This is a genomic window from Streptomyces sp. NPDC001381, from assembly GCF_042895685.1.
Taxonomy (GTDB): Bacteria; Actinomycetota; Actinomycetes; order Streptomycetales; family Streptomycetaceae; genus Streptomyces.
The window spans coordinates 903652-919892 of sequence record NZ_JBIAWO010000002.1; the positions used below are offsets into that span (position 1 = coordinate 903652).

General features: G+C 74.4%; 13 protein-coding genes. 5 read left to right on the plus strand and 8 right to left on the minus strand.

From position 1 onward, the window contains the following. Positions 1–27 precede the first annotated feature (27 nt). From ACFY2L_RS11110 to prcB, 3 genes are all read left to right on the plus strand, one after another. A complete protein-coding gene (locus tag ACFY2L_RS11110) occupies positions 28–771 on the plus strand; it encodes an HAD family hydrolase (protein WP_390822093.1) in 744 nt (247 codons plus the stop codon). Beyond that, complete coding sequence (locus ACFY2L_RS11115) at positions 768–3110, plus strand: glycoside hydrolase family 65 protein (protein ID WP_390656640.1); 2343 nt, start codon at positions 768–770, stop codon at positions 3108–3110. The genes ACFY2L_RS11110 and ACFY2L_RS11115 overlap by 4 nt, the downstream gene beginning before the upstream one ends. A gap of 79 nt (positions 3111–3189) precedes the next feature. Next, positions 3190–4047 (plus strand): proteasome subunit beta, encoded by an 858-nt coding sequence (gene prcB / locus ACFY2L_RS11120; protein WP_390822094.1) that lies wholly within the window; start codon positions 3190–3192, stop codon positions 4045–4047. Between the two features lie 12 nt (positions 4048–4059). Here the strand turns inward: prcB and ACFY2L_RS11125 are convergent, their stop codons facing one another. Both ACFY2L_RS11125 and ACFY2L_RS11130 read right to left on the minus strand, forming a co-directional pair. Beyond that, positions 4060–5019, minus strand: a complete 960-nt coding sequence (locus tag ACFY2L_RS11125) for a hypothetical protein (protein WP_390656642.1) — start codon at positions 5017–5019, stop codon at positions 4060–4062. Positions 5020–5035: 16 nt separating this feature from the next. Next, on the minus strand, positions 5036–6511 hold the full coding sequence (locus ACFY2L_RS11130; protein ID WP_390822095.1) for an APC family permease: 1476 nt from the start codon (positions 6509–6511) through the stop codon (positions 5036–5038). 327 nt (positions 6512–6838) lie between these two features. Between ACFY2L_RS11130 and ACFY2L_RS11135 the strand changes: the two genes are divergently transcribed. After that, positions 6839–7300: a DUF5709 domain-containing protein gene (locus ACFY2L_RS11135; protein ID WP_390656644.1), complete on the plus strand. Its 462-nt coding sequence runs from the start codon at positions 6839–6841 to the stop codon at positions 7298–7300. Positions 7301–7333: 33 nt separating this feature from the next. Here ACFY2L_RS11135 and ACFY2L_RS11140 read toward each other — a convergent pair whose 3' ends face one another. Further along, entirely contained in the window at positions 7334–7540 is a 207-nt protein-coding gene (locus ACFY2L_RS11140) for a hypothetical protein (protein WP_390656645.1), read from the minus strand. 121 nt (positions 7541–7661) lie between these two features. Here ACFY2L_RS11140 and ACFY2L_RS11145 point away from each other — a divergent pair, with 121 nt between their 5' ends. Beyond that, positions 7662–9905: an MMPL family transporter gene (locus ACFY2L_RS11145; protein ID WP_390822096.1), complete on the plus strand. Its 2244-nt coding sequence runs from the start codon at positions 7662–7664 to the stop codon at positions 9903–9905. On the opposite strand, the gene ACFY2L_RS11150 is transcribed toward ACFY2L_RS11145, so the two are convergent. From ACFY2L_RS11150 to ACFY2L_RS11170, 5 genes are all read right to left on the minus strand, one after another. Then, positions 9865–10953: a PP2C family protein-serine/threonine phosphatase gene (locus ACFY2L_RS11150; protein WP_390822097.1), complete on the minus strand. Its 1089-nt coding sequence runs from the start codon at positions 10951–10953 to the stop codon at positions 9865–9867. The genes ACFY2L_RS11145 and ACFY2L_RS11150 overlap by 41 nt on opposite strands. An 80-nt stretch (positions 10954–11033) precedes the next feature. Next, entirely contained in the window at positions 11034–11930 is an 897-nt protein-coding gene (locus ACFY2L_RS11155; protein WP_390822098.1) for a Gfo/Idh/MocA family protein, read from the minus strand. A 167-nt stretch (positions 11931–12097) separates the two neighbouring features. Continuing rightward, positions 12098–12355 (minus strand): hypothetical protein, encoded by a 258-nt coding sequence (locus tag ACFY2L_RS11160; protein WP_390656649.1) that lies wholly within the window; start codon positions 12353–12355, stop codon positions 12098–12100. A 71-nt stretch (positions 12356–12426) separates the two neighbouring features. Next, positions 12427–13761 carry a diaminopimelate decarboxylase gene (locus tag ACFY2L_RS11165; RefSeq protein ID WP_390656650.1) on the minus strand — a complete coding sequence of 445 codons (1335 nt, stop codon included), beginning with the start codon at positions 13759–13761 and terminating at the stop codon, positions 12427–12429. Between the two features lie 115 nt (positions 13762–13876). After that, a complete protein-coding gene (locus ACFY2L_RS11170; RefSeq protein WP_390656651.1) occupies positions 13877–15508 on the minus strand; it encodes a PucR family transcriptional regulator in 1632 nt (543 codons plus the stop codon). Between the last annotated feature and the right edge of the window lie 733 nt (positions 15509–16241).

A 16241-nucleotide genomic window follows, 5' to 3' on the forward strand; every position in this document is an offset into this window, starting at 1 on the left:
ACCCGTTCCGGGGGAACGGAACCCTGTATGACGACGACGCTCGGCCTTCCCGAAGCCATCCAGGCCTGTCTCTTCGACCTCGACGGGGTCGTCACCCGGACGGCCGTGGTGCACGCGGCCGCCTGGAAGGAGACCTTCGACGCCTTCCTGCGCGAGCGCGACGGCGAGGGGTTCCGGCCGTTCGACGCCGGTGACGACTACGACGAGTACGTCGACGGCCGCCCGCGCGCCGACGGTGTGCGCACCTTCCTCGCCTCCCGCGACATCCATCTGCCCGAGGGCCGGCCCGAGGACCCGCCCGACGCGCCGACCGTCCACGGCCTCGGCAACCGCAAGAACGAGCGCCTCCTGGAGAAGATCCGCAGCGAGGGAGTGGAGGCCTACGACGGCACCCTGCGCTACATCGAGGCGGCACGCGCGCGGGGGCTGCGGACGGCCATCGTCTCCTCCAGCGCCAACACCCGGGACGTGCTGCGCTCGATCGCCGCCGAGCACCTCTTCGACGTACGGATCGACGGTGTCGTGGCCGCCGAGCGGGGCCTGCCGGGCAAGCCGCACCCCGACACCTTCCTCGCCGCCGCCCGCGACCTCGGTGTCGAGCCGTCGGCGGCGGCCGTGTTCGAGGACGCGCTCGCCGGGATGGACGCCGGGCGCGCCGGGAACTTCGGGTACGTCGTGGGCGTCGACCGCGTCGGGCAGACCGACGCGCTGTACGCGCACGGCGCGGACGTCGTCGTGAAGGACCTGGCCGAGCTGGGGGGACGCGCGTGATCACCGAGCGGTCGTACACCGTGGAGCCCTGGTGCGTGCGCGAGACGGAACTCGACCTCGACGTCCTCGCGCAGAGCGAGTCGGTGTTCGCGCTGTCCAACGGACACGTCGGCTGGCGCGGCAACCTCGACGAGGGCGAACCGCACGGCCTGCCCGGCTCCTACCTCAACGGCGTCCACGAACTGCACCCCCTGCCGTACGCCGAGGCGGGCTACGGCTACCCGGAGTCCGGCCAGACCGTTATCAACGTCACCAACGGCAAGGTCCTGCGGCTGCTGGTCGACGACGAGCCGTTCGACCTGCGCTACGGCCGCCTCGTCGCCCACGAACGGGTGCTCGACCTGCGCCGGGGCGTCCTGGAGCGGACCTGCGAGTGGACCTCGCCGGCCGGCTCCACGGTCCGGGTGCGCTCGACCCGGCTGGTCTCCCTCACCCAGCGCGCCGTCGCCGCCGTCGCCTACGAGGTGGAGGCCGTCGGCAGCCGCTCCCGGGTGGTGATCCAGTCCGAGCTGGTCGCCAACGAGAGCCTGCCCGACCCGAACGGCGACCCGCGCGCGGCCCGCGCGCTGAAGTCGCCGCTGGAACCGGAGGAGGACGTGGCCCTCGGCCACCGCCTGCGGCTCGTCCACCGGACGAAGCGCAGCGGCCTGCGGGTGGCCGTGGCCGCCGACCACACCGTCACCGGACCCGAACGCACCACCACCGGCAGCGAGAGCAACGTCGACGTCGCCCGCCTGACCGTCACCTCCGTGCTGGAACCAGGAGAGAAGCTGAGGGTGGAGAAGCTCGTCGCGCACGGCTGGTCCGGCGCCCGCTCCCGGCCCGCGATGAGCGACCAGGTGGAGGCCGCCCTCGCCGCCGCCGCGCACAGCGGCTGGCAGGGCCTCCTCGACGAACAGCGGGCCTGGCTGGACGACTTCTGGGCCCGCGCGGACGTCGAGGTCGACGGCGACGAGGAGATCCAGCAGGCCGTCCGCTTCGCCCTCTTCCACGTCCTGCAGGCCGGCGCCCGCGCCGAGCAGCGCGCCATCCCCGCCAAGGGGCTCACCGGCTCCGGCTACGACGGCCACGCCTTCTGGGACACCGAGACCTTCGTCCTCCCCCTGCTCACCTACACCGCCCCCGGCTCCGTCGCCGAGGCCCTGCGCTGGCGGCAGAGCACCCTCCCCGCCGCCCGCGAACGCGCCGTCCAACTGGGCCTGCGGGGCGCCGCGTTCCCCTGGCGGACCATCGAGGGCTCGGAAGGCTCGGCATACTGGCCGGCCGGCACCGCCGCCTTCCACGTCAACGCGGACATAGCCGACGCCGTCGTCCGCTACGTCGCGGCCACCGGGGACCGGGACTTCGAACGGACCACGGGCGTCGAGCTGCTGGTGGAGACGGCCCGGCTGTGGCGCTCGCTCGGCCACCACGACGCCCACGGCACCTTCCACATCGACGGCGTCACCGGACCCGACGAGTACAGCGCGGTCGCCGACGACAACACCTACACCAACCTGATGGCCCGGGCGAACCTCCTCGCCGCCGCCGACGCCGTCGAACGCCACCCCGGGGAGGCCGCCCGGCTCGGCGTCGACGAGGAGGAGAGCGCCGCCTGGCGGGACGCCGCCGAGGCCGTGCACATCCCCTACAACCACGACCTCGGCGTGCACGAACAGCACGCCGGCTTCACCCGCTACCAGCAATGGGACTTCGCCGGCACCCGGCCCGACCAGTACCCCCTGCTGCTGCACTTCCCGTACTTCGACCTCTACCGCAAGCAGGTCGTCAAGCAGGCCGACCTGGTCCTGGCGATGTACACCTGCGGCGGCCACTTCGACGACGAGCAGCTCGCCCGCAACTTCGCCTACTACGAACCCCTGACCGTCCGCGACTCCTCGCTGTCCGCCTGCTGCCAGGCGGTGATCGCCGCGCAGGCCGGCCATCTGCGGCTGGCCTACGACTACACCGCCGAGGCCGCGCTGATGGACCTGGCCGACCTGGAGCACAACACCCGCGACGGACTGCACATCGCCTCGCTGGCCGGCACCTGGACGGCCCTGGTCGCCGGGTTCGGGGGACTGCGCCGCGACGGCGACAGCCTGCGCTTCGCGCCCCGCCTGCCGGAGAAGTTCAGCCGTCTCGCCTTCAGCGTCCAGCTCCACGGCAGCCGGCTGCGCGTGGAGATCGGCCCCGAGAAGGCCGTGTACACCCTGCTGTCCGGCGGACCCCTGACGGTCCGTCACCACGGCGCGCCGCTCACCGTGAACGGAGACGGCCCCGTGGTGCGCCCGGTGCCGCCCGCGCCGGTGCGCCGGCCGCCCGCCCAGCCCCCGCACCGGGGACCGAACACCCGCTGACCCGTACCCGGGTTTCCCGGCCGCCGGGCGCAGGTAGGAAGGAGGAAGTCGGTGACCGCGGCGGGTGAGGGGGAGTGGCATGACGGCGGACCGTGGGCACGAGGGCCGGCTGGGGGACGCGTTCCTCACCCCGGGGGGCTCGTCCTTCAGCGAGTTCCTCGCGGCGCACCGGCCCGAACTGCTCCCGAACCGCCCGCCGTTCCCCGACGGCGTCCGCGCCGCGCCCGACCGGTTCCCGCACGGCACCACGGTCCTGGCCCTCTCCTACCGCGACGGCGTCCTGATCGCGGGCGACCGCCGGGCCACGATGGGCAACCTCATCGCCCAGCGGGACCTGGAGAAGGTGCACCCGGCGGACGACCACACCGCCGTCGCCTTCGCCGGCACCGTCGGGCTCGCCGTGGACATGGTGAAGCTGTACCAGGTCGAGCTCACCCACTTCGAGAAGCTCGAGGGCATCCCCATGACCCTCGGCGCCAAGGCCCGCCGGCTCGCCACGATGATCCGGCAGAACCTCGGCCAGGCCATGCAGGGCCTCGCCGTCGTCCCCCTCCTCGCGGGCTACGACCACACCGCACCCGGGGGCGCCCGGGGCCGCATCTTCAGCTTCGACGTGGCCGGCGGCCTGTACGAGCAGGCGCCCTTCCACGCCGAGGGCTCCGGGTCGCCGTACGCGCGGGGCGCCCTGAAGAAGCTGTACCGGACGGACCTGACCCGACGCGAGGCGGCCCTGGCCGCGCTCCAGGCCCTGTACGACGCGGCCGACGACGACTCCGCCACCGGCGGCCCCGACATCGGCCGCCGCATCTTCCCGACCGTCTCCGTCATCACCGAGGACGGCTTCGAGCGGCTGCCGGAGCGGGAGACCGAGGAACTCGGCCGGGAGACGGTCGAGCAGCGCCGGAGCAGGCCGGACGGCCCGAACGCGGCACCCTGAGCCGCCGAGCCCTCACACGCGCAGCCCCGACTCCTTGCGCCAGCGCAGGATCTGCTGGGCCGGGTCGCCGGTGTACGCCCAGGGGGTGCGGGTGGCCCGGCGGCCCAGGAGGCGCAGCAGCTCCGCCGCCACGTCGTGCGCGTCGGCCCAGCAGGCCGCGTGCGCCAGGTAGTTGAGGTCGCGGAGTTCGCCAGGGGCGACGGGGGTGTCCGGACGGCCGGCGATCCAGCGCTCCCAGGTGCGGCGGACGTCGCTCACCGCGCCGTCGTTGGTCCAGTGCTGGGCGAGCCCCACCGTGGCGGGGCGGCCCTGCGGGGTGTCGACGGCGTAGCGGTACTCCTCCACGCGGGCGTACTGGACCAGGACCGGCAGCGGGCAGCCCGGCGGGGCCACGCCCGCCGCGTCGCGGGCGAAGTCGTACATCAGGCCGTGCGAGCCGTGCCAGCGGGCGGAGTAGTAGTGCAGCACCTGGAGATGGCCCTCCATGCTGTACGGGTCACGCCGGTGCAACTCGTCCCACCAGCGCGCCATTTCCTGCCGGCGCACCCCGGACGGGTACAGGCGGGCCACCGAGATCAGCGAGATCCACGGTGTGGGGTCGTCCGGGCACGCCTCGGCCGCCGACAGGCATGCCAGCACCGCCGCGTCGATCCGCTGCTGGTCGATCGGCACACCCCGGCCCGCGGCGATCGCCAGATTGAACGCCCGGGCGGTCTCCGTGGCCGCCCGCAGCACCAGCGCGTCGGCGCTGTGCGGTTCCGCGGCCAGCCAGGTCTCCACCGTCGAACTGCCCGTGCAGGCCTGCGCCAGCAGCCGCACCCGGTGGCCCCGGGCGAGCCGGTCGGAGCCGGTCGTGCGGAGCAGTTCGCGCAGGCCCTGCCAGCGGCCGATGACGATGTCCTGCCGGGCGGAGGAGAGGGAGGTGTCCCCGCAGTCGGGGTCGAAGTCGGGAGCGAAGCGGTCACGCGCCATCAGATCGGGCTCCCTCTCAGAAGTCGGTCGGGAGACCCTCGTAGGCCGTGGCATGGGCGGCCGCGTGATCGTCGGGCGCGTAGTCCGCCTCCACGGTCCGCGAGGCGTCGAGCCGGGCCGGCCGGTAGTAGTCGCTGCCCCGCCGCCAGTACCAGAGCATCGGCACCAGCCCCACGGCGAGCCCGCCGATGCCGATGACGATCGCGGCCGGCTCCAGCGCGCCCAGCGACTCCGCGAAGACCCAGAACATGAACAGCGCGCCGAACAGCGGCCACAGCCCGCCGAGGAGGAAGTCGGACGGGGACCGCAGCAGCGTCCTGCGGTACGCCACCACCGCCGCCAGGCCCGCCAGGCCGTAGTACACCGCGATCTGCAGGCCGATCGCCGAGATCGCGTCGGCGAGGATGTCGCCCACCGAGCCCAGCGCGTTGGACGCCACGAACATCGCCAGCGCCACCCCGCCGACCACCGCGATCGCGACCCACGGCGTGTTCCAGGTGCGGTGCACCCGGCCCAGCGCGGACGGCATCGTACGGTCGCGGCCCATCGCGAACAGCGACCGCGTGACCTGGATGAGCGTCGTCTCCAGCGTGGCGATCGTCGACAGCATCACGGCGACGATCAGCAACTTGCCGCCCCAGCCCGGCCACAACTCCTCGCCCAGCGCGGCCAGCACGTTCGCCCCGTTGTCCTCGATCCGCTGCGCACTGAGGACGACGTTCACCGCGATGGTGAACACCTCGAACAGCAGGAACACGATGCCCACCCCCACCAGGCCCGCGAGCCCGGTGGTACGGCGGCTGTTGCGGGTCTCCTCGCTGAGGTTGCTGGTCACGTCCCAGCCCCAGTAGTAGAACGCCGCCACCAGCGCGCCCGACGCGAAGCCGGAGACCCCGTCGAAGTGGCTGAACCCGAGCCAGGACCAGTCGAACGGCAGCGCGTTGTCCCGCGTGTGGACACAGGCGAGCAGCACGAACAGCGCCAGGATCGCCAACTCCACGCCGGACATGACGAGCTGCGCCCGCACGGTGAGCCGGGCGCCGCCCAGCACCACCGCCAGCATCACCAGGAACCAGGCCGCCCCCACCGCCGTCGACAGCGCCGTGTCGCCGGCGAGATCCTCGTCGAAGAGCGCGAGCGTCATCGAACCGGCCGGCAGCGACCCCGCCACCATGAAGATCGTCGCCGAGACGACCAGCGCCCAGCCGCTGAGGAAGCCCAGGAACGGGTGGAGGGTCCGGCCCACCCACGAGTAACTCGCCCCGGCGTTCACGTCGATGCGGCCGAGCCGGCTGAAGGCCAGCGCGATCCCCAGCATCGGTATCGCGCAGTACAGCAGCGCCGCCGGGCTGGCCAGGCCCACCGCGCCGACCAGGACCGCCGTGGTGGCGGCGATGGAGTACGCCGGGGCGCTGCCCGCGACCGCCATCACCACCGTGTCGAAGGTGCCGAGGACGTTCGCCTGCAGCCCTCTTCCGGTGCTGTTGCTCATGCTTGTGCCGCTTTCCGTCGTGCACCGCCGGAACGGGAGGGGCCCGACGGCGAAGGGGGGGTGAGGGTTGGAGCACCGCCGCGCACCGAAGAGGGGTGACCTCGGGGGACGACGGCGGGGAGGAGCATGGCGGTTGCCGGCCACCAGAGCGTTCAGGGACGATCACACCGAGTGTGCGAGTGATGATAACCCCACCTTTTGAGCTTTCAAGATTGACGGGTGAGTAACCGCCGCACCACACGTGAGCGGCACATGACGCGATTGGAGCGGGCGACACGGGAAACGCGGACGGGGTCAGCAGCAGCCCGCGACACGAGGGAGGCACCCATGGGCAGCGAGCCCGCGGCGATGGGCGACGACGCCTACCAGCCCACCGGCACGAACGAGGAGCAGCAGGACGCCGCCCCGCTCGACCTGCAGGACGCCGTCGACGAGCGCACCTACGACGACACCCTGGACGAGGGGTACTCCCCGCCCGAAAGGCCGCTGGGCGTCGAGAAGTACGGCACCACCGCGGCCGAACAGCACGACGGCGAGACCCTGGACCAGCGGCTCGCGCAGGAGGTCCCGGACGTCTCCCAGCCCGCCGGTGACGGTATCGGGGACCTGCCCGACGGCGAGGGCGAACCCCTCGACCCCGAGGCCGGCGACGCCCGCGCCGGCCGGCTGGTCGCCCCCGACGAGGGTGCCCACTCCGACACCACCGGGGAGGAGATCGCCCAGGACGTGGGCATCGACGGCGGGGCCGCCGGAGCCGAGGAGGCCGCCGTTCACATCATCGAGGAGTGAACGGTCACCGGCCCCGGGGCCGGTGACCGTCCCTCAGGGCAGCAGCTTCTCGATCGCGCTCGGGCCCTCCTTGTCGAGCTTGCGGCGCGCCCACTCGAGATTGCGGGGGGTCAGGTCCCGGCCCGTGGCCAGGACCACGTCCTCCGGCGACACCTCGGTGCCGGTGCGGGTGTGGAGCAGGTTGTCCGGGGTGACGCGGTCCGGGGAGGGCCGGGAGGCGCCGGGCTGTGACGTCGGCATGGTGTCCGCTCCTCGCGTCCGAAGGAATGTACTAACACCATTCATCCTGCGGCGGCACCTTGCAATCCGATCAGCCCAGCCCAGGATGCCGGGAAGATCCCGTGAGCGTCTACTGGGCCCCATGGCACCGACCACGCCGGGGAAACCGCGACGCGGGGGACTGCGCAGGCTCGGCGCCTGGTGCGCCCACCACCACCTGATCGTCATCATCGCCTGGCTCGTGGCCCTCGTGGCCCTCCAGGTCGTCGACCGCGCCGTCGGCGGAACCTACGAGGACAACTTCCAGCTGTCGGACACCCAGTCCCAGAAGGGCCTGGACGTCCTCAAGGAGCACGACCCGCAGGCCGGCGGCTACAGCAGCCAGATCGTCCTGCACGACGACCGGCAGGCCCTGAGCGCGCTCGGCTCCCAGATGTCCACCACGGTGGGCGACCTGCAGAAACTCCCGCATGTGCTCGCGGTGCAGAACCCGCTCTCGCAGAGCCCCACCAAGATCGGGCCGGTGTCGGGCGACGGCAAGACCGGCTACATCACCGTCCGCTTCGACGTCCAGCCCTCCACCCTCGGCGACGGCTACCTCGACGGCGTCGACGACGCCGTCCAGCCGCTGCGGGCGGCCGGCGCCGAGGTCGAGTACGGCGGCTCCCTCGGCGAGCTGGCCCGGCCCGCGGCGGACGACCGGATCAGCGAACTGATCGGCTTCGCGGTCGCCATCGTCGTGCTGCTCATCGGCTTCGGCAGTGTCTTCGCCGCCGGCCTCCCCCTGATCACCGCCCTGATCAGCGTCGTCGGCGGACTCGCCATCCTGGGCCTGTTCGCCGCCGCCTTCACCTTCGCGACCGTCTCGCCCACCCTCGCCACCATGATCGGCCTGGGCGTCGGCATCGACTACGCCCTGTTCCTGATCACCCGGCACCGGCAGAACCTGATGAACGGCGCCGACCCCGCCGAGGCGGCCGGGCACGCCACCGCCACCAGCGGCCGCGCCGTCCTGGTCTCCGGCACCACCGTGATCATCGCGCTGGCCGGCCTGTACGCGTCCGGGGTGTCCTTCATCGGCAAACTCGGCCTCGCCGCCGCCATCACGGTCGTCTCCGCCGTCGTCGGCGCCCTCACGCTCGTGCCCGCCCTGCTCGGGCTCATCGGCCGGCACATCGACCGCTACCACGTCCGCAAACCCGTCGCCGAGACCGACGCCGAACCGGGCGCCACCCCGCACGGCACCTGGCACCGCTACGCCAAACGCGTCGAGCGCAGACCGTGGGAGTACCTCGGCGTCGGCGTCGCCGTCATCGCGATCCTCGCCATCCCCGTCTTCTCCATCCAGCTCGGCCACATCGGCGACGGCGCCGACCCGACGTCCTTCACCGACCGGCGGGCCTACGACCTGATGACCGACGCCTTCGGCCCCGGCTCCAACGGCCCCCTGACGGTCGTCATCGACCAGTCGTCCGTCCCCTCCGACAAACGCTCCGACCTCCAGTCGCAGGCACAGAAGACGCTGAACGCCGTCCCCGGCGCCGCCACGGTCACCCCGCTGGAGCCCACCCCGGACGGCGACGTCCTCACCGGCACCGTGTACTCCACCCAGGCACCGCAGGACGCCACCACCACCGACCTGACGAACCGGCTCAAGGACCACACCCTCCCCGACGCGGTCTCCGGCTACGACGCCAAGGGCTACGTCACCGGCACCACGGCCGCCCAGGTCGACTTCCGCGACATCGTCGCCAGCCGGCTCCCGCTGATCATCTGCGTGGTCGTCGGCCTCGCCTTCCTGATCATCCTGGCCGTCTTCCGCGGCCTCCTGGTCGCCGTGAAGGCCGCCGTCCTCAACGTCCTGTCCATCACGGCCTCGTACGGCGTGGTCGTCGCCGTCTTCCAGTGGGGCTGGGGCGGCCCCGCCCTCGGCGTCAACGGCGACGTGCCCATCGAGAGCTATGTGCCGATGATGATGTTCGCGATCATCTTCGGCCTCAGCATGGACTACGAGATCTTCCTGCTGTCCCGCGTCCACGAGGCCTGGCTGCGCACCGGCGACGCCAAGGACTCCGTCGCCCACGCCCTGGAGATCACCGCCCGGGTGATCACCTGCGCCGCCCTGATCATGGTGAGCGTGTTCTCGGCGTTCATCATCAGCGACAACATCGTCGTGAAGATGCTCGGCCTCGGCCTCGCCGTCAGCGTGCTGATCGACGCCACCGTCGTACGGCTGCTCATGGTGCCCGCGGTGATGACGCTGCTGGGCGCGCGGGCCTGGTGGACGCCGCGGTGGCTGGACCGGATCCTGCCGCACATCGACGCCGAGGGCGACGCGGAGACCCTCAGCGGTGCGGACGCGCGGGCGCGAGAACGAGCATCGTGACGTCGTCGCGGACCGCGGGGGAGTGACGCAGCAGATCGGCCCAGACGCGGGTGGTCGTGACGGCCGGGTCGGTGCCGTCGGCGAGCGCGGGGAGCCGGTCGGTCAGCGGGTAGAAGGCGTCGGCGGTGTCCCTGGCCTCCCAGACGCCGTCCGAGGCGAGGAACAGACGGTCGCCGGGCCGCAGGCACAGGGCGCGGCCCACGGGCGCGGAACCGTCCGGCAGGCCCAGACCCAGCGGCGTCCACGGGGCGACCCGCACCTCCGTCGCCGTACCGTCGCGCAGCAGCACCGGCGGCGGATGCCCGCACACCACCACCTGGACGGCGTCCCCGTCCGGCGCGAACTCCAGCAGGACCGCCGTCGCGAACAGCTCGGCCTGCGCGAGCCGCGCCGAGTCCACCGCCAGCCGCCGGTCCAGCCGTGCCGCCACCGCCTCCAGGGACGGCTGGTCGAGCACCGCCTCCCGGAACGCCCCCATCAGCGACGCCACCGTCGCGATCGCCGCCAGCCCGTGCCCCTGGACGTCCCCCAGCACCGCCCGCACCCCGTACGCGCTCTCGCGCACGTCGAAGAAGTCGCCGCCGACGAGCGTCCCCCGCTCGGCCGCCCGGTACAGGCCCGCGCAGCGCACCCGGCCCACCCGCTCCGGCACCGGCGGAACCACGGCACGCTGCGCCGCCTCCGCGATCGTGCGCTCGATGTCCAGCTGCACGTCCCGGCGGCTGCGCACGAACGCCACGAACACGCTCAGCACGGCGACGAAGCAGATCGTCAGCAGGTCGGTCCGGCCCGGGTTGTCCAGCCGGAACGCCGGCACGTTCAGCATCACGACCACGGTCGCACCGAGCACGGCGGTCGCCAGCGGGCCGTACGACAGCACCGCCAGCGGCGGGATCGCGCCCAGCAGGAAGCCGATGTCGAGCGGATCGGGACTGGCCAGGGTGGCCGCACAGACACCCGCCACCAGCACGAGGGGCAGCGCCCGTACCCACCGCGGCGGCGGGGCGCCCCGCAGCCAGCTCCGTCGCTCGGCGTCCAGTCCTGCCACACCACCACGCTCCACCCCGGCACCGCCGGGCGCACGCCGGAACCACGGGTGGGGAGCGGGCGAACTCCGAACCGGCCTGATCAGCGCGGCTCGCCGGCCCCCGGGGCCAGCAGGGCCCCGGCGTCGGCGAGGATCTCGGTGACCCGCAGGCCGAAGGCGGCGTCGCACGGGTGCGCGCGCCCGTCCCGGGCCGCGGCGAGGAGTTCCCCGGCGGCCCGGGACAGCGCGTCGGCCGCGCTGCCGGTGGGCTCGGGCAGGCGTACGACCCCGCCGTCGCCGTACAGCTCTACGGCGGCCCCCGACGCCGCGGGCGGGGCGGTCAGACTGAGCGTCACGGTGCTGGAGGCGCCGCCGGTGTGCTCCAGGACCAGGTGGACGGTGTCCCCCGGGCCGGGTCCGGCGGCGCTCACCCGGCGGACGTCGCCGAGGACCGGCAGCAGCACCGACAGGGCGTGCGGGCCCACGTCCCACAGGGCGCCCTTCCGCCGCCAGGGTGTGGCGAACGGGCTGTCGCCGCCCTCGGCGAACACCGACCCCAGCCAGCGGGCGTGCGCGGTGAACCAGCCCCCGGCCTCCTCCTGCGCGGATATCCAGTCGGCGGTCTCGGTCAGGTACCGGGTGGTGAAGAAGACCACCGAGGCCACCCCCGCCTCCTCGGCCGCCGCCGCCACGGCCCGCGCCCCGGCCGCGGTGGTGGCGACCGGCTTGTCCAGCAGGAGGTGCCGGCCCGCCCGGGCGGCCCGGACCGCCAGCTCCGCCTGGACGTCCGGCGGGAGCGCCACGGCGACCGCGTCCACGTCCGCGAGGAGCGCGTCGACGTCGTCGTAGGCGCGGGTGCCGTGCCGGTCCGCCAGCTCCTTGGCGGCCTCGGGGCGGCGGCCCCAGACCCCGGTGAAGTCGAGGCCCTCGTGCGACGCGAGGACGGGGCCGTACACCATGCCGGCCCAGGGACCGGTACCGAGCAGACCGATGCGCATGCCGTTGTCACTCCCCGCCGAGCCGACCAGATCGCCCCGAGCCTCGCACACCCGACCGACCGGGGGCAGCCCCGCCGGCGGGGTGCCTCCGCCGACCGGGGCCGGTCATCGCCCCTGGCCGCCGCCCGGCGGGACCCTCGTGCGGCGGGGTGGCGCGGGGCGGCTGGTCAGGCGGCGCGGGCCCGGGGTGCTCGGTCGGGGGTGGCCGCGGGGCCCTCGGGCGCTGGTGCGGGCTCCGCCGGTTCCGGGAGGGGGCCGGCGTCCGTCCGGTCCGGTGAGGTGCCCTTGATCAGGCGGAGGTGCCTTCGGCGCGCCGCGTGGCGGGGCCCGGCCGCGACGGGGGCCAGCATGCGGTCCTCGACGCGGTCCAGGACCGCCAGCAGGACGGACAGGGACGGCAACAGCAGTAGGGCGACCCAGAGCACGGTTCTCTCCTCGTCCGGCGACAGGAGGACGGGTGCTCAGAATCGGCCGGGTGATGCGCGCCGCGTCGCCCTCAGGGCAGGGAAGGCGCGGCGAAGCCCGTCAGCAGGGCGTCCGCGTGGTCCCGGCCGCTCTCCAGGGAGATCTCCCGGAGCGACTGGGCGGGCCGGACCGTGGCGAAGGTGACGTGACCGTCCTGGAGCAGACAGCCGTACACGGCGGGCCTGGGCAGGCTGTTGTACGCCCACGGCGCCGAGAAGTAGTAGGCGCCCGTGTCGTGCAGGACGACCACGTCCCCCTCGTCGAGCGCGGGCAGCGGGCACGCGCGCGCCACGACGTCCCCGGCGAAGCAGAGCGGCCCGGCGACGTCCTGCGGCACGACGGGCGTCCGCTTGGGCATGCCGTCCGGACCGTACGCCGAGAGCCGCAGCGGCCAGGCCTCCGGCATGAACGCCGTCCGGGTGGCGATCTGGGCCCCGGCGTGGGTGAGCGCGATCCGCCGTCCGCCCGCCTCCTTGACGTACTCGACGAGCGCGGCGGTGAAGCCGTTCTTGGCGAGCAGGGAGCGACCGAACTCGGTCACCACCTGGTAGCGGCCGTCCAGCAGGGCCGGCTCGACGGCCGTGAGCGCGGCGGCGTACTCCGCGTGGGTGGGCGTGACGCAGTCGTCGGCGAAGTTCACCGGCAGCCCGCCACCGAGGTCGAGGCTGGTGACCTGGCGGTGGCCGACGCGCGCGTTGATCTCCTCGGCGAGCCGGTGGAGCGCCGCCAGCCCCTGCGCGATCAGCGGCAGCGGACAGCCCTGGGAGCCGACGTGCGCGTGCAGCCGGGTCAGCCACGGCCGCCGTACGAAGGCCTCGACGACACGCTCGCGGGCCCCGGGGTCGCGCAGGGCCACGCCGAACTTGGACTGGGCGGTCGCGGTGCTCATCGCGCCGATGGACCCGCCCCCGACCTGCGGATTGACCCGCAGCCCCAGGACGGACGCGCAGCCGGCCGGACGCAGCGCGTCGATCCGGTCGAGCTCGGCGAGGTTGTCGGCGTTCAGCGCGATCCCCAGCTCCAGCGCCTCGCGGATCTCCCGGCGGGTCTTGGCGGGGGAGTCCAGCACGATCCGCTCCGGGGCGAACCCCGCGTCCAGCGCCAGCCGCAGCTCGCCGGGGCTCGCCACCTCGCAGCCCATCCCCGCGTCGGCGAGCAGGCGCAGCACGGGCACCAGGGGACAGGCCTTGGCGGCGAAGGCGTGCAGCACGTCCGGTACGCCCGCGAACGCCTCGTGCAGGGCCGCGACGCTCTCGCGCACCCCCCGGACGTCGAGGAAACCGGCCAGCGGCCGGTCCTCCGTCAGGAGCCCGTCGGCGACGGCCTGCCGGACGGCGAGAGCGAGGTTTTCGGTGGAAAGCGACACGTCCGGGTCTCCTTAGCCGAGGGGGCGGGACACCTCCAGGTTCACTCGCCGGGGAGTCCCGCGTCATTGGAGGACCGGCCAGGAACAACCGGAACCCTTGTGTCCCCGCACAACCTCAGGACGCCGGGGGAGCGGCCAGCCGCACCGCCAGGGCCAGCAGCAGCCGGCTGTCGGGGTCGTCCAGGTCCACGCCGTACCGCTCCCGGACCCGGCCCAGGCGGTAGCGGAGGGTGTTGGGATGCACGAGCAGACGGTGGGCCGCCTCCGTGACGTCGTGCCCGGTCTCGAACCACACCGCCAGCGTCCGGACCAGCTCCCCGCCCGCGGCCAGGTCGGCGCGGACCAGATCGTGGACCGGGCCGGCACCCGACTCCCACACCGGCCGGACGGCGTCCAGCAGCCGCAGCACCTCCAGCGACGCGCCCACACCGGCGGCGTCCGCGGAACGCGCCGGCCGCGGCCGCCCCGCCGCCAGGGCCCGGGCCTCCCGTTCCCGCAGCGCCCGCACCACCAGCCCCGCCCGCTCGTGCGACCACGCGGCCTCCTCCGGCACCACGACCGGGCCCACACCCAGCCACACCGCCGCGTCCGGCAGCGACGAGACGGCCGCGTCCAGGTCGCGCACGACGGCCCGCACGGCCCGCTCGTGGTCCGCCGCCGCGCCCTCCCCGGCGAGCAGCAGCGCCAGCCGGTCGCCGTCCCGCAGCACACCCGTGCCCGGGCGGAGCGCCGAGATCTCCAGGACGAGCACGTCCAGGGACCGGTCGTCGGACCTCCCTGCGGGCCGCCGCTCGGCCACCACCACCGCGCACGGCGCGTCCGGCGACAGCCCCAGCGACCAGGCGTGCGTACGGAGGTCCCCGAACCCGTGCAGCAGACCGCGCAGCGCGGCCTCCCGGCGGTGCGCCGTCCCGCTCTCCCGCAACCGTTCGCGCACCAGCAGCGGGGCGGCGAGACCGGCGGCCGTACGCAGATGGCGGGCCGCGTCCGGGGCCAGCGCGGCACCGTCCGCGGCCGCCCAGATCGACCCGAGCACCTCCCGGCCGCTGCGCACGGCGACGACCAGCCGCTCGGGGCTGTCGCCGTCGGCCGGCCTGTGGATGACGTCCGGCGAGGTCCACAGGGCGCGCAGCAGGCCGCTCCGGCGCAGCTCGGCCACCCGCCAGTCGGGCACCCGCCCGCCGAGGATGACCGTGCGGCGCAGCGCGTCCGCGCCGGGGCCGGTCGCGGAGTGGGCCAGGACCCGCAGCCGGGTGTCCTCGATGGTGATCGACCCCTTCACGTATGCCGCGACCCGCGCCGCGAGCACCGCGAGCGAGGGTGCCGCCTCCGGGTCCGGCGGCGGTTCGGCGTCCTCGCCCCGGCCGGCGCCGACGTAGGACAGCGCCGACCGCAGCAGCGCGGCCGCCTCCGCCCAGCCGGTGCCCTCGGCGCGGGCGAGGAGCGCGACCCCGGCGTCCCGCGCCGCCGGCACCAGCCCCTCGTCCGCTTCGCCCAGGACGACCGCGCAGGCGCCCCGCCGGGCGGCCTCCCGGACGGTCCCGGCGACCGGGGCCGCCCCCACGGCCAGCAGCAGGACGCCCTCCTGGCCGGGACGCAGGTCGTCCAGGCCGACGGCGATCCGCCGCACCACCGTGTCGGGCGCGGCGGGCGCGCACAGCAGGCGCAGCGCGTGGCCGTCCTCGAAGGCCAGCAGGGACCGCAGCGTCACGGCCGCCCCGCCCGCGCTCCCGCTCTCCTCGCCCATGGGCACCGCTCCCGTCCTCGTCCGTCCTCGTCCGGTCTTCCCCGGCCCGGCCTGCGTCGCCGCCCGGCGCCATCCGCTCGTCGCCCGACCTGTTCCGCGCGTCGGTTTGATCTGGCCCGTCATGCCGGCCCGGCCCGGCGACGTCCGTCGCGTCGGCCCGGCCATGTGACGTCCCGTCGCGTCGGCCCGGTCCGGCCATGTGACGTCGCGTCGGCCCGGCCCCGCCCGACCCCTCGAAGCGGCGGCGGGGCCCGCCGGGCTTCCCGCGTACCGTGCCCACCCGGCGCACGGCGTACGCCGCGCCCGCCCCGCCGGTGTGGTGCGCTCCCGTGGTCCGGTGTGCGTTCCCCGGTGAGGACGGGCGGCCGAGGGGCGGCTCGTCGGAGTCGTGATCACCCTCGGCCGCCGTCCCGACCCCGCCGACCCCGCCGACCCCGCCGACCCGCCGACCCCGACGGCGCCGTGGGGGGCGAGGACCGCGATCCGGGCGGCGCGGCGGGGTGTGCGCGCCGCGATCCGTTCCACGCCCACCGCTCCCGGAGCCTCCCGGGCACGGCGCGAGTCCGTCGGGTGCGGAAGCCGGTGACATTGCCGATCCCCGCGTCCGGGTCCGGCCCCGACAGTGGCACCGCCAGCCCATCGGCGGCGCCCCGAGGAACACCCGCCGGACCCGCTCGCACGGGGTTTCGTGCGCCGTGTCCCGCCGGGCGGCCCGCCCGACCGAGAGGACGAC